The sequence below is a fragment of the Pseudanabaena sp. CCNP1317 genome (assembly GCF_034931345.1).
Classification (GTDB): Bacteria; Cyanobacteriota; Cyanobacteriia; order Pseudanabaenales; family Pseudanabaenaceae; genus Pseudanabaena; species Pseudanabaena galeata.
On record NZ_JAYGIF010000064.1, the window covers coordinates 19,211 to 41,655 of the forward strand.

Consider the following 22,445-nt stretch of genomic DNA (forward strand, 5'->3'; position numbering starts at 1 on the left):
AAAGGGATGACAGCGTTATGATGGTCATTACGATTTATGGTTGTGATCTATGCAGAAAATATTTGCAGGGTTTCTCTTTTCCATAGGATTTATCTTTTTGACTGTGACCGTTTCATCGCTAGCCATCAAAAATCCCACTCCCAAAGATCGTAGTGCGGCGGCTGGAGGAATTATGATTGGAGTTCCTGCCATAGCGGCTGGAACTTGGATCGTTTGGAAACAGAAAAAGAAACAGGATGACTTGCTCGAAGTGCGCCAACGTCAACTTGAATTTAACTTTTTAACAACTTTGCAAGCTAACAATGGCAGCATTACGCCAATTAATTTTGCGATCGCTAATCAGCTATCTCTAGAAGAGTCAAAGCAATATTTAGACAAAAAAGCTACCGAATTGAATGCCGATTTTGAAGTTACAGAAGATGGCGGAGTTAGCTACAAGTTTTATCTCTCTTAAACCTTATACGGTGCTTTTTTTAGTCTGCTCCGATCGCTATAAAATCTGTGACAGAAACTTCTTAGTGCGCTCTTCTTTAGGATTTTGGAAGAACTCTTCAGGATCTGCCTCCTCGACGATTACACCGCCATCCATAAATACAATGCGATCAGCAACTTCACGGGCAAAGCCAACCTCATGCGTCACTACCACCATCGTCATTCCTGAATCAGCAAGCGATCGCATGACATCTAACACTTCGCGCACCATCTCAGGATCAAGAGATGAAGTCGGCTCATCAAAGAGCATCACTTTCGGTTGCATTGCTAAAGCTCTAGCGATCGCGACCCGTTGTTGCTGACCACCTGATAGCTGTAATGGATACTTATGCGCCTGTTGAGAAATACCAACCCGCTCTAATAGCTGTGTCGCAACTTCTGAAGCCTTAGCCTTTGACCACTTACGCACCCATGAAGGCGCGAGGGTAATATTTTGGAAAACCGTGAGATGAGGGAAGAGATTGAATTGCTGAAATACCATACCCACTTCACGGCGGATGGCATCAATATTTCGATGATTTTCGGGTGAAAGCTCAAACCCATCAATGACAATTTTGCCCTGTTGATATTCCTCTAAAGCATTGAAAGTTCTCGCAAAAGTAGATTTACCTGAACCAGATGGTCCCATAATTACTACCACTTCACCACGGTTTACGGTCAAGCTCACGCCCTTAAGCACATGAAAGCTGCCATACCACTTATGCACGTCTTGGGCGACAATCATCGGCTCAGTCATAGATGGATTTGAGGCTATTTGTTCTTGCATGATGATTGAGTAGTTTTGCTAATTATAGCGCTCCTAAATGAGTTGTAAGATTTTGAGTGTTGTGAGAGTGCGCCCCTTCGGGGCGCACTCTCACAACCTATTTAAGATTGCTATATGAAGAATGAGAACAAAATTTGCTCTGCAAATTCTGTTCTCTATAAACTATTTTGATGTATTACGCGAGCATCAACCCCAATAGCCGATCGCATAATTACTTTTAAGACTTCAGCGCGATCGCGATCGGGGTAGCCTTGTACCAAAATAATATTGCCAAATCGAGAAGGAATTACTTTGCCACTGGGGACAACACTACGAACTCGATTGAGAGCTTCAGCATCTGAAGATGGAATCACAACTAAATAAGGGGTCGTATCCCTTGCTGGTGGTGGCACTAGTGCGGCAATTTGAGGATTGTAGGGGATTGGGGCTGTCTGTGCTGGTGGCGGGGTAACTGTTGGTGGGATAGAAGTTGTTGGAGGAGTAGTTGTTACGGGTGGTGGAGTAGTTGTTGCGGGTGGTGGTGGAGTAGTGATAGGTGGTGGACTACTGGGGACAAATATCGATCGCGGCGGGGTAACTTGCCTTGGTGGGACAACAGGAACAGGATCTCGATCAATGAGAACTTCGGTGGGACTTTGAGCGAGATTAACGGATGGAGCCACTGGTCTAGACGTAGTTACGGGAGCCGTAGTTGGAGGAATTAGAGGAGTGCTTGGTTTAGCGGTCATAACTGGCTGGGGGACATCAGGCAATGGCTCAATCAAGATGCTGTTATTGGAAGGCGCTAAAGCATTTGGTGACGTAGCAGGAGGAATAAAACTGGTTTGGGGTCGTGTGATTTCGACAGTATCAATATTGCTGGGATTAGCGGTATTCCGAGCAGGAGCCAAAGTTGCTGTAGCCGCAGGTAATGGAGTACTGGGGATCTGCGGCGCTGGGGCAGTTGGAGATTCTCCGACAAAGGCAATATTTCCTGCAATCTTTTTGGGGTCAAGTTGATTGCCAACGGCAACTTGGGTAACACCAGAATTATTGTTAATGTCTTTACCTAGATTATTACGGAAAGTGTTTTTGCCAAGATTATTAGAAGTTCCCAAATCTGGAGTGGGATAACCTTTACGATCTTTGAGAATGACAATTCCATCACGCTTATTATCAGAAATTAAATTATTTCGCAAAGTCGGAGCCGAAAGATTAGAAATAATAATTCCATCGGTATTATTAAGAATATTGTTATTGCTGATATTCACTCGCGAGTTCTGCCCGATCGCTAATCCAAATCCTGTACTTTCAAAAGTATTATTACGAATCTCTCCTGTACTGTTGCCCACAGCCGAGAATCCATTTGCGCCATTCCTTCTAAAGACATTATCACTAACGCTCGCATCAGCAGTACCCGTCAAAAATAATCCTTCGCGATCGCTATTGATAAAAGTATTATTGGCGATCGCCACGCGCTTACCTGACTCCACCCACACCGCAGTACCTCTCGTATTGGGATTAGTAACGGTAACTCCTTCAATCCGCGCATCATTATCAGCGAGTATCGTAATATTTTGGCTAGCAAAGCTGGTACTAATAAATCTACCTCCACCGCGAATCACCGTATTCAAGCCCCTAGCCGTGGGTGCGCCGCGTAATGTCACACCTGCGGGAAGTTTAATCGGAAAAGACTCACCTGTATCAGCACTGTAGAGTCCTTCCTGCAATTGAATCACTGTCCCAGCCACAGGTTTTGTGGCAAGCGCCGCCGCGATCGATGGATAGGGATTATTGGGCGAACCATTACCATTAGGGTTAGCACGCGGAGCAACATAAATCAGTGAGGCTGTCTGCGGTAATTGGCTAATTTTCCATGTGTGCGCCTGCGTCGTTAAGAGGGCTGGACGCGCCAACATCGGTGGGGCGATCGCCAAAACCGTGATGCTTGTGGCGATCGCGCTGAAGAAACTAGGCTTGCACCGCATACAGGAAATCCTCTTAACCAACGGACAAAAGTTTACATAAGCACACAATTAATTGTGTGTTTGTGCCAATCAAAATACACGAAAATTCCCCCACTTGCAAAAAATCCTGAAGCAACAAATTTTTTATAGCAATGCAAGTTTTGCAAACCCAAATAAACAAAGGCGGCGCAACGCGCCGCCTTTGTTTATTTGGGTTTTGAATAGAGCTGACTTTAAAATGATAAAATTTCGCGATGTATGACAATACTTGCAAGTTCCTAGCCGAGAACTTCCCCGAAGACTTTGCCAGTTGGCTCTTGGGGAAATCAATTCCCCTAACAAAACTTGAGCCATCGGAGCTATCTGCTGAGCCTATTCGCGCAGATTCGGTCATATTTCTAGAGTCATCTGAAATAGTTGTCCATTTAGAATTTCAGACCAAAATCGATGACAGTATGGCATATCGAATGGCGAACTATTGGTTGAGACTTTATGGTAAATATCCCTCCAAAACAATTCATCAAACTGTCATCTATTTAAAGCCCACAAAATCACCTCTCGTCTACCAAAACAGCTTTAAATCTCAGCAACTAAACCATAAATTTAATGTGATCCGTCTCTGGGAACAGCCTACTGAAATCTTTCAACAATATCTTGGACTGTTGCCTTTGGCTATTTTAACTAAAACAAGCAATCCTGAAGAAACTCTAAGAAACGTGGCTAGACAAATTGATAATATTATCGATAAACAAGTACAAAGTAACGTAGCAGCTTCTACCGCTATAATATCGGGTATAGCCTTAGATAAAGAAATCATCCAAAGACTACTAAGGAGTAAAATCATGAAAGAATCAGTGATTTATCAAGATATTTTGCTGGAAGGTGAGGCTAAGGGCAAGGCTGAGGGCAAGGCTGAAGGCAAGGCTGAAGGCAAGGCTGAAACTACTCGTCAAATAGCTCTAAACATGTTGCGTTCCAACGTCTCTACAGATTTAGTTGCCCAATTTACAGGACTGACTCTCAAACAAGTCCAAAAATTACAAAAGCTTTCCGCTAAACAATCTCAAATGCCAAGGTCATCAAAACCTAAGCGATCGCCTAAACCCTAACTTCTAAAGATATTGCTACAGTTTCGACTTGAGTACCTCTTCACTCAAAGCAACCCACTGAGCAACATCTAGATCCTCGGCTCTCACCTGTCCATTAATTCCCATTGATTCCAAAATGAGAACTAATTGATCGCGATCTATTTCCGAAATTAAATTGTTTCGTAGCATCTTGCGCTTAGTTGCAAAACCAAGGGTGAGCAGTCGCTCTAAAAATCTAGGATCACTTGCAGCAGTAACTGGTGGACGCGGAATGATGCGAACAACTGCCGAATTAACTTTGGGTGGTGGATAGAAGGCAGTCGCAGGAACATCACAAATAAACTGACATTCTGCAAGATATTGAATCTTAACGCTGAGAGCGTTGTAGGCTTTATGTCCCGCCTTTGCCGCTAAGCGATCGCCGATTTCTTTTTGAACCAATAGAACAATTTGATCAAACTGTTGGACTGGTTCCGCGAGAGTTCCCAATAGCCGTTTCAGAATTTCGCCTGTAATGTTGTAAGGAATATTGGCGATTACTTTGTTAGTATTCGCGGGAAGTGGAATCTCCAGAATGCTCCCTTCAATTAGTTGAAAATTCTTTTGTGTCATGGTCTTGCGAAGCTTTTCGCAAAGATCCCAATCAATTTCCACAGCAGTCAGGGATTCAACCAACGGCAGAAGTAACCGAGTAAGATTACCAGTCCCTGGACCAATTTCTAAAATGCGATCGCTTGGTTGCAATTGCCCCGCCCGCAAAATTTTATTCAGCACATCATCGCTTCGTAACCAATGCTGTCCAAATTGTTTACGAGGGCGAATAGTTTTGCTAGGGACATAGATAGGTTTGTCGGGATTGGTCATTGCGATCGCATAAGTAGATCCAAATTTGCAAGGTTGCGCCCCGAAGGGGCGCAACCTTGCAAATTTGGGGTAATTTATTAGTGATAATAACTGAGATCGTTAAATTATTTTCGCTAAGCCGTTAGCGCTGAATGTGCCAAGCCCATCTCCTTCGTTTACTATTCGTCACGCTAGCTCTAGAGATGTTGGGCATGTATCCGATATCTTGACGGAGAGCTTTTATCGAAATACCGATCACCCAGTTAACTTTCTACAGCGCTGCTTTACAGACTTGGTATATCCACTTTTGCGCTATGGCATCATGCTCGATCTCAGTAGTCGTTTTGGTGATAAAACACCTTGCTACGCTTGTCTTGTGGCTACGCATCCTGTTAATAAATTTCAAGCGATCGCCTCCCTAGAAATTTGTATGCGTTACGTGCCTGTCAAAAACTATCGAGAATTTTGGTTAGGTCGCGAAATGCAGCAATATCCCTATGTTTTTAACTTGGCAGTACATCCACAATGGCGGCGGCGCGGCGTAGCCAAGCAACTCTTGCTAGCAGCCGAGCAAACCGTAAAACAATGGGGCTTTTCGCGGCTGTATATGCATGTACTTGAGGACAATCAGCCTGCGCGGAGTCTGTATAATCGCATTGGCTATCGATTACATAGCCAAGAAGGTAATGTCCAGTATTGGCTAATGGGACAACCAAGAAGATTTTTATTGCACAAAAAGTTCTAAACATTTACAGCGAGATCCAAACCAGAAGATGAGTGGCGGCGCTTTGCGCCGCCACTCATCTTCTGGTTTTAGACTGACTAAGGCTAGAAACACTAAAATCGGTTTCATAACGAGAATGGGGGCTTTACATGTTTAGGCAATGCCAAACTTAATGTCTAACTTGGAGATCAAGTTACAATATTGATGTGCTGAAATAATTTATCAGGAGTACATCTGCCAACTATGACCATCGCAACCGATATCGCTACCCCCACAGATCTCAATCTCACTGAGAGAGAGCAAGACCAAAGCTATCAAATGGCTCAAGCCGCAGCGATCGCAGCGGATGATCGCAAGGGAGAAAATATCGTTTTGCTTGCGATCGGTGAAGTGTCGAGTTTGGCGGAGTATTTTGTCATTGCGTCGGGATTTTCTAAGGCGCAAGTACGGGCGATCGCAGGTATGGCTGAAGAATCCATCTTGGAAAAATTTGGACGTAAGCCTAGAAATATCGCAGGCGAGCAAGATGGTACATGGATTTTGCTAGATTACGGCGATGTGATCGTCCATGCGATGATGGCTCAAGAGCGTGAATATTATGACCTAGAAGCATTTTGGGGTCATGCGCCAAAGCTTGAAGTATTTTTGCCAGAGCCTGAATCAGAGCAATCAGCTTAGTTTAAAAACTCTTATGGGGTTTTGTTATTATGACTGATGTTACGTGGAAGGAATTCCTGTAATCATCTAAGTCTAGGGCTTGCCCCGTGGTGCAGCCCCTACAAAATCAAATTATTGGGGTAGGGGCAATCCCCCTGTGGTTGCCCTGTCATGCTCGCAGCAAGAGATTCATCATCTTAGTTCCACGTAACATCAGTAATGAAACCGATTTAGGTGTTTCCAGCACCTTCGGCGCTGGAAACACCTAAATCAGTTTTTTGAAAGCCCGCCAACGGCAGGCTTTCAAAAAACTGATTTTTATAATGAGAATAGCTGTCACTCTACTTTTTGTTTTTGATGTTAATTAACACGTCAGACAAGCGATAATTGACAAATCTCGTTTACATTTGGATATATTAGAATTTTATGAAGGTTGGCGATCGCGTTCGTGTTAAAACAGGTTTAAGTGTTTTCCATCATCCTGAACACAAAGGTAAATCCTTTGATATTTCAGGGCTGGAAGGCGAAATTGTCCGTGTGCATACGGAGTGGAATGGTCGCCCGATCAGTCCTAACTATCCCTATGAGGTGAGATTTACACCTAAATTTGTAACTCATCTAGGCGATCACGAAATAGAATCGGTTAGTTAAAATTGTAAGAATTTACAAAAGGCTTGCTAAGCGAGTCTTTTGTAAATTCTTACAATCTGAATAAATCGCTACCATTGGTTTTCATATATGGAAGCAACAATTTTCAGCATTGTCTTTGCGCTCTTGAGTGGCACTTATATCTATCGCTCCTTTCGGATCATGGAAGAAGGTCAGATCGCACTGGTTGAAAGGTTTGGGAGGTATCAAAAAACAATGGAACCAGGGATCAACATTGTTCTACCATTTATAGACCGTGTCTCTTTAACTAAAAGCTCTCGTGAGCAGGTGTTAGAGCTTCCTCCTCAACCTTGCATGACCTCCGATAATGTTAGTGTCAATGTCAGTGGTGCAATGTACTGGCAAATTGCTGATCTGCAAAAAGCTCGCTATAACATTGAAAATGTCGATCAATCTTTACAAATCTCTCTTTCAACTCAAATCCAAACTCAAATTGGACGCTGTGAACTAGACACCATTATTGGCGGGCAAGAACGGATTAACGCTGAAATTTTAACTGGCATTTCTGGTGACACTCAAGACTGGGGAATCAATGTCCTGCGCGTCAGACTAGGCGAAATCACGATTCCTACTTCTGTACTTCAGTCGATGGAAAAACAAAAGGCAGCCGAGATCGAGAAAAGAGCAATGATTTCGCTATCTGAAGGTGTGAAGACTTCAGAAATTACCAAGGCTGAAGCCGAAGCTCGCTCTAATCGCGTATTAGCTGAATCAGAACGTCAAGTACAGTTAGAACAAACTGAAGCGATGGCTCTGTCGATTGAGCGAATTGCTAATGCGATCGCCAAGCATCCCAATGGCAAGGAAGCAGTGCAGTATTTGTTAGCTCAAAAGTACCTAGAAATGGGACAGGCGATCGGCGAAAGTCCCAGCAGCAAAGTTTTATTTATGGACCCAGATTCTATCCCTGCGGCGCTGCAATCATTATTGGCAATGAGCGATCGCAAGATCCCTGAAAAAATGACGGAGGTGATCGCCAAGAAGCCTTTTGGTGAAAGTACAAATATTTCACCCACATTACGCAATTTGCCTGAACTTAAACCACTTAACCCATCACTAGATAGCGAAAAGGGTGAGCCTAGTAATAATTAAGTGTTACCACAAAACCATAAAAAAGCTTGCGGAGCAAGCTTTTTTGTGGTTTTGTGGTTTTTGAGAAGGCGCAAAGCGCTATAAGCAAGTGATCGTTACAAAAATCGCTCGGATAATGGGGCGAAGATAGTTTATACGCCTTGGTATTTCTAGGTTTAACGTGAGTTCGATATAGCCATTTGCGGCGTGCTTCGCACGCCGCAAATGGCAAAAAATGGTAAGAATCACTTAGCGATTCTTACCATTTTTTGCTTTCGTCGAATTTCACCGCTCACAGTTTTGTGCGATCGCATCTGGAATGCACCACGATTCCAATGGTTGCCTAAGCGCTATCAATCTTTAGCCTCTATCTAAGTAGCTAGAAGCCAAAAAAACTGAAGATGCAGAAGTTGAGATCCCCGACTTTTTATGTGACTGACAGAACTAATCTGTGATTTCAAAGAAAAAGTCGGGGATCTGGGCATTTACAGTTTTCTGTTTCCGACCTACTTAAAAAGTCATACTTATACCCATAGCTAATTTTATGAAACGATTTCTAAGTTGAGAAGGAAGCCCAAACTCTAGCAAGTTTAACAGGCTGGAACATTGCCGATATTCGCCGCAAGATGAATATCTCTACTCTGCCTAATCCTGTAGAAGTTCCTTTTTGGGAAAACATCTGGAGATAATAGAACTTTGCGGTTTTGTAATTAGCACTTACTTGAAGAGGTCAGCGATCGCACAGGGATTTGGTTCGCATTGAGATAATCCTTAATTTCCGCGATCGTCAGTTCGCCATAATGCAGTAACGAAGCCAGCAATGCTGCTTCTGCTCTACCTTCAGTCACTGCTTGCAAAATATGTTCGCAATTTCCCGCACCACCTGAAGCAATCACAGGAACTTCGACTAAATCCGCAACTTGACGGGTTAGCTCCAGATCATAGCCAGCCTTTGTACCATCAGCATCCATACTTGTCAGTAAAATTTCGCCAGCACCCCGCTTGACCACTTCCTGCGCCCACCAAAGGGCATCAATACCCGTATTCTCTCGACCGCCTCGTACATATACATCCCAGCCGCTATTGTTTGGGTCATTTCTACGTCGGGCATCGATCGCCACCACAATGCATTGATTGCCAAAGCGATCGCTACTGCGATTAATCAAATCTGGATCACTTACTGCGGCTGAATTCATGCTCACCTTATCAGCACCAGCACGCAAAAGCTCCCGAATATTGTCTACATTGCGGACACCACCGCCCACTGTAAGCGGAATAAATACCTGCTCGGCAGTGCGATAGACCACATCCAAAATCGTACCGCGATCTTCGTGGGTAGCAGTGATGTCTAGAAATACTAATTCATCGGCTCCTGCGAGATTATAAGCCTGTGCTAGTTCGACGGGATCGCCAGCATCCTTAAGATCAACAAAGTTGATCCCTTTGACGACTCGACCTGCTTTCACATCTAGGCAAGGCAAAATGCGTTTCGCTAGCATAAGCTCTTTAACTTTTCCACAATCACAGCAAGAGAGAATATTTTACAGCGCTTTGCGCTTGACAAAAACTTAGGTGTTTTCAAACAGCAATTCTCATTATGAAACCGATTTGGGTGTTTTCAGCGCCTTTGGCGCTGGAAACACCCAAATCGGTTTTTTGAAAGCCCGTCAACGGCGGGCTTTCAAAAAACCGATTTTTATAATGAGAGTTATTTTCAGCACCGTAGGTGCTGAAAATAACAAAATCGTTAGCAAATCTTTCAAAACAAAAGGAGTGCCAAGCACTCCTTTTGTTTATTTAGCGATCGCCATAGTTTTAATCTCAGGAAAAACTAGCGGCTCGTTTAGAGTTTGACTCATATTGCCAATAATCGCCTGTAGATACACACGTAATTGCTGGAACTTGGTCACATTAGGCTGATATGTGCCATCGGTTTCCAGTTCAAATAATCTACCTGCAAATAAATCACTACTGAGAGTCGGATCTTCTAAAACCACCGAGCTTTCTGGCTCTTGCCAAGGAAATAACCCTTCAGGCAAATCACCTTGTAAAATGCTCAAAATGCGATCGCGACAGGTTTTGATATTAATGCCACGCATTTGTAATTGTTGAAGCAGTTGATTGGGATTAACTGCCTTAGTCAGGTTAAGTCGGCAAATCTCTTGTAAGAGGAAGTAATCAGAATATTGCTGACGTGCGACATCTTGCAAATTGGGATAGAGAGGCGATACGGCTAAGCCATTTGCGACTACAGAAGTTGCTAAGGGATCGATCTTGGCATTAGGGAGCTTTTGGGCGAGCCAACGCGATAGTAAGGGAATATGCATCGTGCTACCGAGTAGCAAAACTTGGTGTATATCTTCACCGAGAATGCCCGCATTACTGAGGATGGTATTGAGTTCACGATTGAGGCGTTGAATAAATGGTTGTAAAATCAAGTTTTCCAATTCCTTCCGCAGCACGACAATGGGTTGCCCCATCAACTCTTCGTTCCAACTATCCATACCCACATCTCTACCAAATGTGACTTTAACGCGATCGGCTAGTTCCAACATTTGTTGACCAAGATGGGAACTCAATAAATATTGCTGAAGGAGAATCCGTTGCTGAGGTGCAGAAGCTCCAATCTCTGGCAAACTGAGATGCTCGAAATTACAGAGATGGCGGTTAGGATTGGTGATTAACTGCCAGTGTGGATAGAACAGTTGGACAACAATATCTTGACTGATGCTGACACCCGCATAGTCAAGGCTGCGAATATGAAGCTTGGATCGATCTTTTGTCTCACTCAGTCCCTTAGTCAGACAGAGATTGGTAGTGACCGCACCTGCATCAATTAAAAGCGTAATTTCCTGAGAAATTCTTTGATCATGAAGCAGTGACAAAACTGGCGCGATCGCCTGATCGACAGCTAACACCTGCTCCGCCTGATTAACTAACCCTGCTTTAAGAACTGCTTCTCGGACATTAAGAATATAAGTGTCTGACCAGTCAGCAGGATATCCAAATACAACGCCACTCAACTTCAGTAAAATCAAACCAACATCGGGAAGTTTGGGATGATTTGCCCTAGTTTGGATCTGCTCTAGTAAATTTTTGAGAGCTGCAATTAACCACCGCAGACTCACTTGACGGGAATCTGACCATTGAATAATTGGTTGCCAAGCACTTACACCGCGATAGGGTAAGCCCAGTTTAAGGAACTGTTTGAAATGAACAAAAGCTACTTCACCAGTTTCAAGCCCAGCATTTTGCGATCGCTTAGTAAGAATCCTAATATCTTTAGCGATCGGGTCATCTAAACTATGATGATCTTCTGTCCACACAACTTTGCATGGCATTTCATCAACATCATCAAGATACAGAGCATATACGCGACCAGTATTTGCATTTAGTAAGCTGGCTCTAATAGCAGTACTTCCAAAATCAATTCCTAAGACCCAAGTATCATCGAGGCTATATACTTCTTTCTCAGGTGGAGCTGGAATCAGCGCCATGCTTTGTGATTCCAGCACTAGGGAGTCAACATCAAAAACATTTTCACTGGTGTCGCTAATCGGTGCTACTGATGACAGCCCAAGTTGCTCTCGCCGATCATCAAGTAATGGCTTATTAAAATTAAATGAGTTTAAATCCTTGAGTAAATTATCCCACTCATTATCAGTAACATTACTAGGTGCGCCATCTTGAGCATCGGCAAACTCATTGAGTAATAGGTCTTCTTCTTCACTCTCCGCATTATTTTCTAAATCAATAAAATCAGCGATCGCTCCAGATGCTCCTTTTTCTTTATCTGAAAACTTTGGCGGCGCAGCCTTTTCGCTAGTGTCTGCTAAGCTATTCAATTTGTCATATTCCAAAGAAGCAAAAAACTCGTCAGCAGACAACTCTAAAGATTCACTATTAGAGTTGTCTGCTTTGTTAGTAGTTGGCAGTACTAGATTAGATTCAAGCTTTTCAAGGGCTATGTTCCAATCATCTTCTTCCGCTTGGGTAATAGTTGAGCTTTCTACAACTGTTGGGGTTTCGGCAATCTCCACAACTCCAGTTATAGCTGAAGAATCGACTAAATCTACTGACTCTAGATGGGCAAAACCTTGCATCATCGTATCTAATTGTTCTTCGATAGATGCATTTGTTTCTGGAAAAGCAATAGGCTCTTTGATGGTGTCTGTATGAAAGTCAATTTTGCTATAGCCTACTTGTGGTATAACTTGCATGACTGTATCTGGTTCTTCTAATTCAGTGGCAGGATCAAAACCAAATAGAAGTGTATCAAGATCGCTTTCATCATCTAGATTTAGCTCTGGATTGTCACTTACTTCCTGCTTAATGACTTTGGATGAGATCTCAAATAGTTCATCCAGTTCATCACTGGCGGCAAATGGTGTTGTTTGAGAATATTTAGCGGCATTTTCGGCAATTACCTCAGCAAAAATTGCATCCATCTCATCAATATTTGCTGTGGGGGCTTTGGCTGAAGATGTAGAAGAGCGTGATAAATCTATTTCTGAAATTTGATCTTCTGGTTTTATATCAAATAGAGAATCCTCGTCATCAAAAATTTCAGGAATATCATTGGCTTCAGTTGTAAAGGGAGATTGTTGTAATTCAGCCGTATCTACGACAATTTCTAACTGTTCGTCTTGATCAGTAAAGGAATCAGCAAATCGATCAATAAATAAGGCGTTGGGGTTCTCAATAATTTGTGGGACTTCTAATTCATTGCTTTTTGATGGTGGGTTAACATTTTTAATGCTTGAGGATTTAGCTGAGACCTCAATGATTGTAGGATAGGCTTGAGATTCTTCAGTTTCCCAATTGGTTAAAGCATAGGGAGTATTGCGGATAAATTGATCAAGCTTAGCGGCTATTTGCGGATCTGAGGCAACACCAGCATCAAGGCGGTCTAAATCCGAATTAAGATCATCAACTAATGAATCTTCCCATTCTGGAAATGCAGAATCGTCAGAACTTTTACTAGTAAGTAGAATTAGTGATTCGTCAGAATCGACAGCTTGATCGCTATTAGAGCTATTTAAAAACTGTTCAATTTTAGTCTCTATACTATCTTGATTGTCTGAACTTGCCTGTGAACTGATATTAGCCGAGGCAATCATAGGCGCAATCTGAGAAGGATTAAAAATTTCTAGTTCAGCTTCTGAACTATTGAACATTGAGGATTGATTTTCTCTCTGGGTAGGTAGTTTAGCCATGTCCAGAGCTTCGTTACCTAGCCATGACAGTAGATCTTCATCGGGAGAAACATCAGCAATATTTGTAGTTGGGCTAGGGCGGTTATTACTCTCCTCCAACCACTGTAAAAGTTCAGGATCGTCTATTAGTTCTCCAGATTCGCTAACTGCCTCTGATACAGGAAAATTCAATGATAGTAAGTCAAAGGCATTACTTTCTTCTTCATTGTCTTCCAATTGATTCGGTGGATCATCAAATCTCTCAACGATTTGAGTGGCTGCTTCTACATCAAAATCAGGATTTAACTCACGGGCGGCGAGTGCACTTTGAGGGTCGAGAATAATGCTTGTGCCAAAACCAGCTAAATCAACTAATGGATTATCCTGTATTTCTTCTGAAACTGGCTCCTCAAAGAGGCTGTCAGCAGATGCTCCTAATATACTTTCCTGTTCGGGAACACTTAAGTCTAATGGTTCTTCAAAGCTATTTGTTCTGTTTGCATCTAAATTACTGCCAGAGCGATCCTCTGATGTTGGAACTGGTAGGGCTAAATCTTCGCCATCAGTTTCCACCTCTAACGGGCTGCTCTCAACTTCAATGGCGGATTCAGGTGCTTGCACTTCTGCGATCGCTTCGCCGAACTCATCACCTGCTAACAGAGCATTGATCAGATTTTCATCGGCAGGTTCTGTAAAAGTCTCTAGATAGCGAATAGGAATGTCATCTGGTAATTCAGGCAATATGGGAGATTCTGAGGAAACTTCTTCAGTACTTTGTGGGGCTTGGTTAGTCTGTTGGCTAATCCGATTGACTAAGGCCTCAATTAATGCTTCTCCCTTTTGTTCTAGGGTTTCTATATGACCAAGCTTGGCGGCGAGCGATGTCTGATATTCTTGGATTTCCTGCTCTAGCGATCTAAATGTAGTACTGAACATTTCATCAAGATGCAGCAAGAAGCGATCGGTTTGTTCCTGTACTTTATTTACAAATTCTTCTTGGGGTGGCTCTGTGTTAACAGTACCCGCAGAAAAATTGGCTAGTTTGTCTTGGAGGGTCTGCACCACAGTTTGATTGACACTATCAGCAACAGTTCCTGCCATAGTTTGTTGCAAAGTTTGTTGTAACGAGTCAGAAATCTGATCGCGCACATAATTATTTACTGAGCTTAAAGATCGATCTAGGGCTTCCTGTTGTGTAGCTTGAAACTCTTGAAACTGTTTCATCCAAGTCACACGATCAGATTCTAGCTGCGAGATTTCAGCATTTAACTTTTGTTTTTGTTGATTTAAAGTAATTAATTCTTGACTTATTTGCGATCGCTGCTGAGATTCAACAATTTTATTTAAACTCGCCGAAATTTCTCCTACCATGAGCGCTCTTTCGACAGCGAGAGTTTGGCTGACCACCTGCTGCACGGATTGCTGCACTGAATCTTTGACAACCTGTTGCAATGTCTGCTGAATCGCTTGCTGGAGCGAAGCAATCATGCGATCGTTGACAAATGTAGAGTTGGGTTCAGGTGTGCCATTCGTCATTGTGCTAGTCTCCTTTGTCAAGTAAGATTCAGCGCCAAATAAGTTGCTTACTGGGCTAACTAATAGGGGTGGCAATGTCTCTAGTTTATCTGTTTTAAATTTGTCTGTCTTGACTTCTTGGGTTTTTAAGTCATTTTGATTAGACTGTTCGCTACTCTGAGGATTGTTTAGGTCATTATTGGGGTGATTTTGACCTTGTAAGCGTGTTACTAAAGCTTGATACTGCTGCTCTAAATTACCTAGAAGTGAGTCGTCAGCTAGGCTCTCAAGGTGCGATCGCAACTGTTTTAGCTGCTCTCTCTGGTGAATGGTATCAGGGGATGGTTTCCTCGATACTGATCCCACAGGGCGGCTCAGCAATGTATTGATTTGATCGATCAAACTACTAATCAGAACTTTTGACATAACGCCCCCTGTAAGACCTCCATAACAATAGATAAGGGATGTTCTTGAAGATTAGTAAGTAGATAAGTATAAAACTAAATATAAAATCCTAAAAGATGTGCCGACTGCTGCAAGGTCACACAGCTTTTGAATCTTTATTTACTTACGCTGAGGTACTTAAATCCCAAGATTACGAAAATTGGTAGGCAAATTGACTCTCAAATGAGCTACACTCTAAAGCCAAATTTGTTAGCAGACAATAGCACACATCTTTCCCAGTTTTTTGCTAATATCTTGGCGATTTTCTATAAATTTTTTTGTGAGTTTCTGGCGAAGATGAATATGAAAAACAAATCGCATGTTTCTCCGACTTTTTCGATGATTCAGCCATTTCGTCGATTAACTAATTACTTACTTGTTTCAGCGATCGCTACTTTATCAACTATAGCGATCGCTGGTAGTGCTGTTGCAGAGCGTCGTGAGGTCGATATTCGGTTACTGGTTAACCAAGATGAAGGATTTACGGTAATGACTCGTAAAGCCGAAATACTGGCGCGATCGGCGGCTCAGCGTACATTTGATCGTGAGGTGCTTGTCTCGGATGTATCGGTCAAAGTTACTGCTCAAAATCTCAATCAGGATCAAGCAGCCATCATCCTGCAACTAATTGTTTCCCGTCGAGACTGGGCAAGCCGTCCCGATCCTAAAATATGGGCGACCTATTTCCCAATGGCAAAATCGCTCATTGGAATTAGATAAAAAAATTCGCACATTATTTGTTAGAGGCAATCCTCCCGTGTTTGCTCTGCATTACTACGGGGTAGGCACGGGGGCGCTACCCCTACAACCAATAAATAAAAAAATAAGGCTAGTGCATTGCACTAGCCTTATTTTTTTGTAGGTGCTGTAGAGCAGCACCTATTTTTCAAGAGCTTAGAACGAGAATACAGTTCTCAAAGTACCAACGAAGATGGTGCTGTTAGTGCTGTTGTTGTTAGGATTGAAGATGAACTGAACATCAGGAGTGATGCGGATGTTGTTTGTAACTGGGAAGTTATAGAACAATTCCAAGTTGGTTTGAGTTGAGTTGCCAATTTGGCTAGAAATGAAAGGTTGACCAACTGCAATACCAGCCAAAGCACCTTCCTTAAACAAGTCAGGGAAAGCAAAACCAGCCATCCAAGTTTGAGGACTCACACTAGTTGTTCCTGCGGCAAAAGTTCCTAGGTTATTTAAGAAACTGCCAGCAGTATTAGCAAGAGCGCCGCGAGTGTCAAGCGTACCGAAGCCGTAGCGACCGAAGATGGCTGCTCCCTTAGCAAATTTCCACTCAACATTAACACCACCAGCATTAACATTGGTATTGTTTACAGCGCCATTGGTGTATTGAAGCTTAATTGCAAAAGGCTTGTCACCATCAGCATTCTCAGGAGCAAATTCCAATTCAGCAGTTGCTTGGTAAGCATCACCAAAGAGTCCTTGGTTAATACCAGCAGCAGCAGTAGGGCTGTTAGCGTTACCTGCCAAATAAAGACCGCGAACGGTAAAAGCACTCTTACCAACGTTCCAATCAAAGGCTGCACCAGCACCACCAGTTTGACCATTAACCAAAACCATTAGAGGGTTATTGATGAAGAAGGTCGATGCGAAGTCAACAGCTTCATTATTGGCAAAGCTATTGGTGTCGATGTGATCGTAGGCATGCATGACAGGACCAAGAGAGATGCGAGCATCACCAAGGTTGAAGTCGTAGCGCAACTTGGCAAGTACAAAGTTTGTGCCTAAACCTGTGTAGTCTTGACCGTAGGTTTGGAATCCGATATTGCTACCAACATTAGCGGTAGCAGCAGTAGTAGCTCCAGCACCAAATGCTGTAGGAATATTAGTCGGACTACCATTACCAACTTCTAGTCTGGTTTTCAACAGGTCGCTACCTGTGAAGCTAGTGTCGAGGTCTAGACGAACGCGGCTAGACACAAAAACGTTAGTGCTGGTTGGGAATCCAACAGCAGTATTACCACTAGCACCCTGTACGGACATGATTGCTTCGCCAGAAAGCTTAGTGGTGGTGGAGAACTGTTGTGCTTCGAGCTTAGCGGTCTTAGCATCAAGAGCATCTACACGACCACGAAGGGTAGCGAGTTCAGCAGCAAACTCTTCTTGTAGCTTTTGCAAGGTGGCGAGGTCTTCTTTGGATACCTTGTCAGCCAAACCTGCGGAAATGATTTCGTTGATCTTGTCTAAACAAGCATTCAAACCAGCAGCAAATTCAAAGCGGCTTGTTGCTTGTCTGCCACGGAAAGTGCTGTCAGGATATCCAGCGATACAACCGTAACGCTCTACTAAGGACTGTAATGCGGTGAAAGCCCAGTCAGTAGGGCGAACGTCGCTAAGTTGAGATACTGAAGTTACATTTTGAGCAACTGGATCGCTGCTCATAGCTTGGCTAACTTGAGAAACGCTTGTAGTGGTTTCTGCGAGTGCAGGGGTTGCGGCGACTGCACCGATAACACCTAATAGACTTAGGCTGCCAGCTAGATTCAAAGATACTTTTTTCATTATTCCACTCCTCACGAGAGTAAATTTTAAGTTTGTGTGTTTGATTTATGCAGTTAGTCTAGAGTTTCTCGACCCTTACGCTATCGATTATAGTCTATACAATTCTATACAACTTTTGCAGATGCATGGGATTCGGTTTTACCCAAAATAACTGCTTATTGCTTTAGATACTGCTAGATTAGCTACATAAAATTCCAATCTGGATGTATCCTAGCATACTTAGTTTAAATATTTTGTCATCCGATCGGGTTATCTTGACAGCAAGCTATTCTTTAGCAATGTTTTGGAAGATTCTGTTACTTTTGGCTAAGGGCGATCGCTATACTTAGAATTTTAATATGAGCTTTTTATGTCTTCCCCCAATCAAATCTCAGATTTAAGCAATATCGCTCAACAGTTAGATAGTGAAAACTCACGCGATCGCCTTCGTGCTTTGGTGTCTTTACGAGATTTGTCCCCTGACGAAGCAGTGCCATTGATTTTAAAGGTAATTGATGATGAAAACTTACAGATTCGCTCGATGGCGGTATTTGCACTAGGTTTGAAGCATACGGAAGATTGCTTTCCAGTGTTGGCAAGGATTTTAGAAACTGAGAATGACTATGGAATTCGTGCTGATGCAGCAGGGGCTATGGGATATCTGCAAGATAATCGTGCCGTTGAGCCATTGTTACGCGCTTTTTATGAGGATACTGAGTGGCTAGTTCGTTTTAGTGCGGCTGTATCTTTGGGGAATTTGGGGGATGTGCGAGCCTATGATGCTCTCATTCAAGCTTTAGAAAGCCCTGAAACGATGCTGCATCAGGCAGCGATCGCCGCCTTGGGAGAGGTGGGAGATTTACGTTGTGTTGATCAAATTTTGCGGTTTGCTCAGTCTGATGATTGGTTAACCCGACAACGTTTGGCTGAGGCTTTAGGACATCTAAACTGTGATAAAAGTCTGTCGGCTCTGAATTATCTCGTTAAAGATGCCCATCCACAGGTAGCGGCGGCGGCTCAATATGCGATCGAGCAATTGGTAACTAATTAATACAGAATCTGTAAAGCTCTATAACTTACTGCTCTAGAGCCGTGCCGTAAAATAAAGAACCAATTTTTAGTGGCGCGGCAAAGCCGTGCTACTAAAAAATTTGGTTCTTTATGAAATTGTAGAACTTTCAGATGATTAGACAAGAAAATAATAAGCAATGACAATAATTTTGGCTGGAGATATTGGCGGTACAAAAACCCTTTTGCGGGTTGCTGAAAAAAATCCCGATGGATTTACCGTTTTGTATGAACAGCGTTTTGCTGGTGCTGATTACGCTAGCTTTTCAGATGTTTTAGGCGAATTTATAGAAACTGCCAAAATAAATTTGGGTGAATTGCCAATATTATCGGCGGCTTGTTTTGGGATTGCTGGCCCCGTTCGCGATCGCCGATCGCAGTTAACTAACCTCGGTTGGTCGTTTGATAGCGATCGCCTTGCTGAAGAATTTAATATTGCCAAAGTAAGTTTAATTAATGACTTTGTGGCAGTTGGTTATGGGGTTTTAGGATTACAGCCCCATGATTTATATACTTTGCAAGAGGGGATTGTAAAAGCGCGATCGCCGATTGGGGTGATTGGTGCTGGTACAGGTCTAGGTGAGGCATATTTGGGATGGAATGGCGATCGCTATGATGTGTATGCCACTGAGGGTGGACATACGGATTTTGCACCCCGAAACAACCTAGAAATCGAGTTATTGCAATATTTGCTCAAGCGCCATGAGCGGGTATCGGTGGAGCGTGTAGCTTCAGGAATGGGAATTGTGGCGATTTATCAGTTTTTACGCGATCACCAATTTGCGCCTGAATCAGATGAAATTGCTGAAAAAGTGCGGTCTTGGGAAGCTGGAGATCTTAGTGTTAATGCGGCGGCAGCGATCGCCGATGCTGCGTTAGCAAATTGTGGAGTTAATAGTGAGACTAATATTGATCATGTTGATCATTTAGCCACCCAAACGATGCAAATGTTTGTAGAGGCTTATGCTGCCGAAGTTGGTAATTTTGCTTTGAAATTAATTCCTAATGGGGGCTTATATATTGCGGGTGGTATTGCCCCTAAAATATTGCCTTTACTCCAAGACGGAAGGTTTTTGCAGATTCTCAAAAATAAAGGGAGAGTTAGTCCTGTTTTAGAAGATATTCCTATTTATATTGTGCTTAATCCCGAAGTTGGGCTAATTGGAGCCATGCTTTACTCTGCTAGTCTTGTTTGAAGCGAGATCGGATCTTATCGCCTACGGGTAATGGGAATATTTGATTAATTCTCTCTGGTGATTTTTTTAAATCAGCGATCGCCAAGTAGTTAAGTACCGTAAAGTGAGTTTTTTCTATGGCTGAAACTTTGACAGCGCCTTCATTGAGTAAGACTTTTTGGCTATAGATTTTTACCCAGATGTAATATTTGGGCAAAGCCACACCCACTTGGGTCGGTATCTCTCGCAACAGTTCATATTCAACTGTTACTGTTTGTTTGTATAGATCCTGAAAGTAGATTATGAGATCACGTTTAAGCAACTGGTCAAACTGCTCAGGTACATTGCCTTGAATGTGTGAATTTTGAGCGATCGCTAATGGATGCAATGGATGCAATAGCCGTAACGGAGGATATCCTAAGCTTGCCAGCCCAATAAATAAGATCATGCTAACCGTCATTATAATTTGTCTCCTAAATTAACCTTCAGAAATTATCAGAAATTAATTGAGCGGCGCAAAGCGCTGCCCAATATTACTCTAAGGAGCTAGCCTTTGAATTTGCCACGAATGCTCTTCTTGTGGTGTATATGTATATAAGAAGCGATCGTGTAGGCGATTTGTGCATCCCTGCCAAAACTCAAAGCTGGTGGGAACAACCCGATATCCTCCCCAAAAATCAGGTAATGGAATCTCTCCATCCAAAAACTTTTGCTTAACCTGTTCAAATTGCATCAGTAGAAGTTGCCGTGAAGAAATTACAGAGCTTTGTTGAGAACTCCATGCCCCTAATTGACTTCCCCTAGGACGCGAGGTGAAATACTGTAATGATTCGGCTGTGGTTACTTTTTCGGCTGTTCCTGTAATGTGTACTTGCCTTTGGAGAGGTAACCAAGTAAATAAAATTGAAACTTTGGGATTTATCTCGATTTGACGAGCTTTTCGACTCTCATAGTTGGTAAAAAATACTAATCCATTATTGTCAAAATATTTGAGCAATACTGTCCTCATAAACGGCTGTCCTTGCTCGGAAACTGTCGATAAGGTCATTGCATTTGGTTCTAACAACTCAGCATTACAAGCTTGCTGAAACCATTTCTCAAATTGCTTAAAGGGATCATCAAGCAGGTCTTTGCGCCTAAGTTCCCCTTGTTTGTAATCTTCTCTTAATGCATGAATATCCATTTTTTTTACTACTCAATATTAGGATTGTAAAGAACAACATTTTCTTGCTCGTTAGGATCGTTGCGGGAGACGATCTCATGGGCGGCTTCGGTATCACTTAGATTATGGGGGTGATGTGGGACACCTGCGGGAATGAAAATAAAATCACCAGCTTCATTAATTACTGATTGGCTCAGCCCTTGACCATAGCGAGTTTCTACGCGACCCTTGACTAAATAAATAGCAGTTTCATAGTCACGATGAAAATGTGGCTCTGCTGCACCACATGCGGGAATAACCACTAAATTCATCGAAATCCCCTTGGCTCCTGCAGTAGTCCCAGAAATTCCCACAAAATAGGGCAGCTTTTGCAATGTGGCAGTTTCACTGTCAGGACGCACTGTGATGATTTGACTAGAATGGTTAGGTAATTGCTCAGAATCAGAATTAACCATAGCAATTAGAGATAGTTTTTGTGTTTAGCAGTACTTGCTACAAGTACTAATTACATCTTTAATCATATACTCATCAAAATAATACTGCGATCGCACCGATCATTTGTGATTTAAAGGCTTGCTAAATCATCCTTTTCAGTCATCAATTTTTTGCTAGATCGAGCATCTGTTAATATACCAATATCTAGATAGTTAGCTCGATCATAGGGTTTCTCACTCAAAAGCCATGACCAACCAGCCCAAGAAAGCTACAACCAAAAGTAAACCTTCGACATCAAGCAACAAAACTCCTCCAGTCTATTTTCTTTCATTGGAAGTGGAAAATGTTCTTTGCTTCAAAGGGAAACAGGAACTTAATCTTTCAGACAACCAAGGAAAACCATCACAATGGACTGTTATTTTAGGCAATAATGGAGTCGGGAAAACGACACTTTTAAGATGTCTAGCTGGTATGGAAATAATTCCGAGCAGGCAAGATTTAGATTCTCCTTATCGTGCTTATCCCTTAATAACTCTTCTTGGAACTTCAAAAGATTTTAAAGAGTGGAACGCCAATTCAAGGATGAAATGCAACGGGTTCTGATGAAGCAAAGAATACTTCGTAAGGAGTACGATAGTCAAGTGATTTTCTGGGTCTGTAATTGATCAAATTCACTGCCTTCTGAAAGTCCTCTTC

Annotated in this window: 19 protein-coding genes and 1 pseudogene; 10 read left to right on the forward strand and 10 right to left on the reverse strand. The window is 42.6% G+C overall.

What is annotated here, in order from left to right:
* Positions 1–49: 49 nt before the first annotated feature.
* Entirely contained in the window at positions 50–454 is a 405-nt protein-coding gene (locus tag VB775_RS14180) for a hypothetical protein (protein ID WP_281005955.1), read from the forward strand.
* A 36-nt stretch (positions 455–490) separates the two neighbouring features.
* Here the strand turns inward: VB775_RS14180 and VB775_RS14185 are convergent, their stop codons facing one another.
* Both VB775_RS14185 and VB775_RS14190 read right to left on the reverse strand, forming a co-directional pair.
* Positions 491–1,258, reverse strand: coding sequence for an amino acid ABC transporter ATP-binding protein (locus VB775_RS14185; RefSeq protein ID WP_094530845.1), 768 nt, complete (start codon positions 1,256–1,258; stop codon positions 491–493).
* A 155-nt stretch (positions 1,259–1,413) separates the two neighbouring features.
* Positions 1,414–3,225: a DUF1565 domain-containing protein gene (locus tag VB775_RS14190; protein WP_281005954.1), complete on the reverse strand. Its 1,812-nt coding sequence runs from the start codon at positions 3,223–3,225 to the stop codon at positions 1,414–1,416.
* A 233-nt stretch (positions 3,226–3,458) separates the two neighbouring features.
* Here VB775_RS14190 and VB775_RS14195 point away from each other — a divergent pair, with 233 nt between their 5' ends.
* Positions 3,459–4,313 carry an Rpn family recombination-promoting nuclease/putative transposase gene (locus VB775_RS14195; RefSeq protein WP_281005953.1) on the forward strand — a complete coding sequence of 285 codons (855 nt, stop codon included), beginning with the start codon at positions 3,459–3,461 and terminating at the stop codon, positions 4,311–4,313.
* A 15-nt stretch (positions 4,314–4,328) separates the two neighbouring features.
* Here VB775_RS14195 and rsmA read toward each other — a convergent pair whose 3' ends face one another.
* Entirely contained in the window at positions 4,329–5,156 is an 828-nt protein-coding gene (gene rsmA, locus VB775_RS14200) for a 16S rRNA (adenine(1518)-N(6)/adenine(1519)-N(6))-dimethyltransferase RsmA (protein ID WP_281005952.1), read from the reverse strand.
* 133 nt (positions 5,157–5,289) lie between these two features.
* Between rsmA and VB775_RS14205 the strand changes: the two genes are divergently transcribed.
* The 4 genes from VB775_RS14205 (at position 5,290) to VB775_RS14220 (ending at position 8,277) form a co-directional block, all read left to right on the forward strand.
* A complete protein-coding gene (locus VB775_RS14205) occupies positions 5,290–5,880 on the forward strand; it encodes a GNAT family N-acetyltransferase (RefSeq protein WP_281005951.1) in 591 nt (196 codons plus the stop codon).
* Positions 5,881–6,102: 222 nt separating this feature from the next.
* Complete coding sequence (rsfS, locus tag VB775_RS14210; RefSeq protein ID WP_281005950.1) at positions 6,103–6,537, forward strand: ribosome silencing factor; 435 nt, start codon at positions 6,103–6,105, stop codon at positions 6,535–6,537.
* A 405-nt stretch (positions 6,538–6,942) separates the two neighbouring features.
* Positions 6,943–7,167: a ferredoxin-thioredoxin reductase variable chain gene (locus VB775_RS14215; RefSeq protein WP_281005949.1), complete on the forward strand. Its 225-nt coding sequence runs from the start codon at positions 6,943–6,945 to the stop codon at positions 7,165–7,167.
* A gap of 87 nt (positions 7,168–7,254) precedes the next feature.
* A complete protein-coding gene (locus VB775_RS14220; protein WP_281005948.1) occupies positions 7,255–8,277 on the forward strand; it encodes an SPFH domain-containing protein in 1,023 nt (340 codons plus the stop codon).
* Between the two features lie 689 nt (positions 8,278–8,966).
* Here VB775_RS14220 and hisF read toward each other — a convergent pair.
* Both hisF and VB775_RS14230 read right to left on the reverse strand, forming a co-directional pair.
* The gene (gene hisF, locus VB775_RS14225; protein ID WP_281005947.1) at positions 8,967–9,755 is read right to left on the reverse strand and encodes an imidazole glycerol phosphate synthase subunit HisF; all 789 of its coding nucleotides are present in this window, start codon (positions 9,753–9,755) and stop codon (positions 8,967–8,969) included.
* Positions 9,756–10,049: 294 nt separating this feature from the next.
* The gene (locus VB775_RS14230) at positions 10,050–15,392 is read right to left on the reverse strand and encodes a hypothetical protein (RefSeq protein ID WP_281005946.1); all 5,343 of its coding nucleotides are present in this window, start codon (positions 15,390–15,392) and stop codon (positions 10,050–10,052) included.
* A gap of 321 nt (positions 15,393–15,713) precedes the next feature.
* Between VB775_RS14230 and VB775_RS14235 the strand changes: the two genes are divergently transcribed.
* The gene (locus tag VB775_RS14235) at positions 15,714–16,130 is read left to right on the forward strand and encodes a hypothetical protein (RefSeq protein WP_281005945.1); all 417 of its coding nucleotides are present in this window, start codon (positions 15,714–15,716) and stop codon (positions 16,128–16,130) included.
* Positions 16,131–16,304: 174 nt separating this feature from the next.
* Here VB775_RS14235 and VB775_RS14240 read toward each other — a convergent pair whose 3' ends face one another.
* Positions 16,305–17,930: an iron uptake porin gene (locus tag VB775_RS14240; protein WP_281005944.1), complete on the reverse strand. Its 1,626-nt coding sequence runs from the start codon at positions 17,928–17,930 to the stop codon at positions 16,305–16,307.
* A gap of 349 nt (positions 17,931–18,279) precedes the next feature.
* Here VB775_RS14240 and VB775_RS14245 point away from each other — a divergent pair, with 349 nt between their 5' ends.
* Positions 18,280–18,960: a HEAT repeat domain-containing protein gene (locus VB775_RS14245; RefSeq protein ID WP_281005943.1), complete on the forward strand. Its 681-nt coding sequence runs from the start codon at positions 18,280–18,282 to the stop codon at positions 18,958–18,960.
* A 157-nt stretch (positions 18,961–19,117) separates the two neighbouring features.
* Entirely contained in the window at positions 19,118–20,173 is a 1,056-nt protein-coding gene (locus VB775_RS14250) for a glucokinase (protein ID WP_281005942.1), read from the forward strand.
* Here the strand turns inward: VB775_RS14250 and VB775_RS14255 are convergent.
* The 3 genes from VB775_RS14255 to VB775_RS14265 all read right to left on the reverse strand — a co-directional run bounded on the left by VB775_RS14255 (position 20,160) and on the right by VB775_RS14265 (position 21,769).
* Positions 20,160–20,612, reverse strand: a complete 453-nt coding sequence (locus tag VB775_RS14255; RefSeq protein ID WP_281005941.1) for a hypothetical protein — start codon at positions 20,610–20,612, stop codon at positions 20,160–20,162. The two genes, VB775_RS14250 and VB775_RS14255, sit on opposite strands and share 14 nt — an antisense overlap.
* 78 nt (positions 20,613–20,690) lie before the next feature.
* Positions 20,691–21,335 carry a pyridoxamine 5'-phosphate oxidase gene (pdxH, locus tag VB775_RS14260; RefSeq protein WP_281005940.1) on the reverse strand — a complete coding sequence of 215 codons (645 nt, stop codon included), beginning with the start codon at positions 21,333–21,335 and terminating at the stop codon, positions 20,691–20,693.
* A gap of 8 nt (positions 21,336–21,343) precedes the next feature.
* A complete protein-coding gene (locus VB775_RS14265) occupies positions 21,344–21,769 on the reverse strand; it encodes a cupin domain-containing protein (RefSeq protein WP_281005939.1) in 426 nt (141 codons plus the stop codon).
* A 226-nt stretch (positions 21,770–21,995) separates the two neighbouring features.
* Between VB775_RS14265 and VB775_RS14270 the strand changes: the two genes are divergently transcribed.
* Entirely contained in the window at positions 21,996–22,352 is a 357-nt protein-coding gene (locus tag VB775_RS14270; protein ID WP_281005938.1) for an AAA family ATPase, read from the forward strand.
* On the opposite strand, the pseudogene VB775_RS26490 reads toward VB775_RS14270, so the two are convergent.
* Positions 22,326–22,445 (reverse strand): annotated as a pseudogene (locus VB775_RS26490) (IS30 family transposase); the annotation flags it as partial. The gene VB775_RS14270 and the pseudogene VB775_RS26490 sit on opposite strands and share 27 nt — an antisense overlap.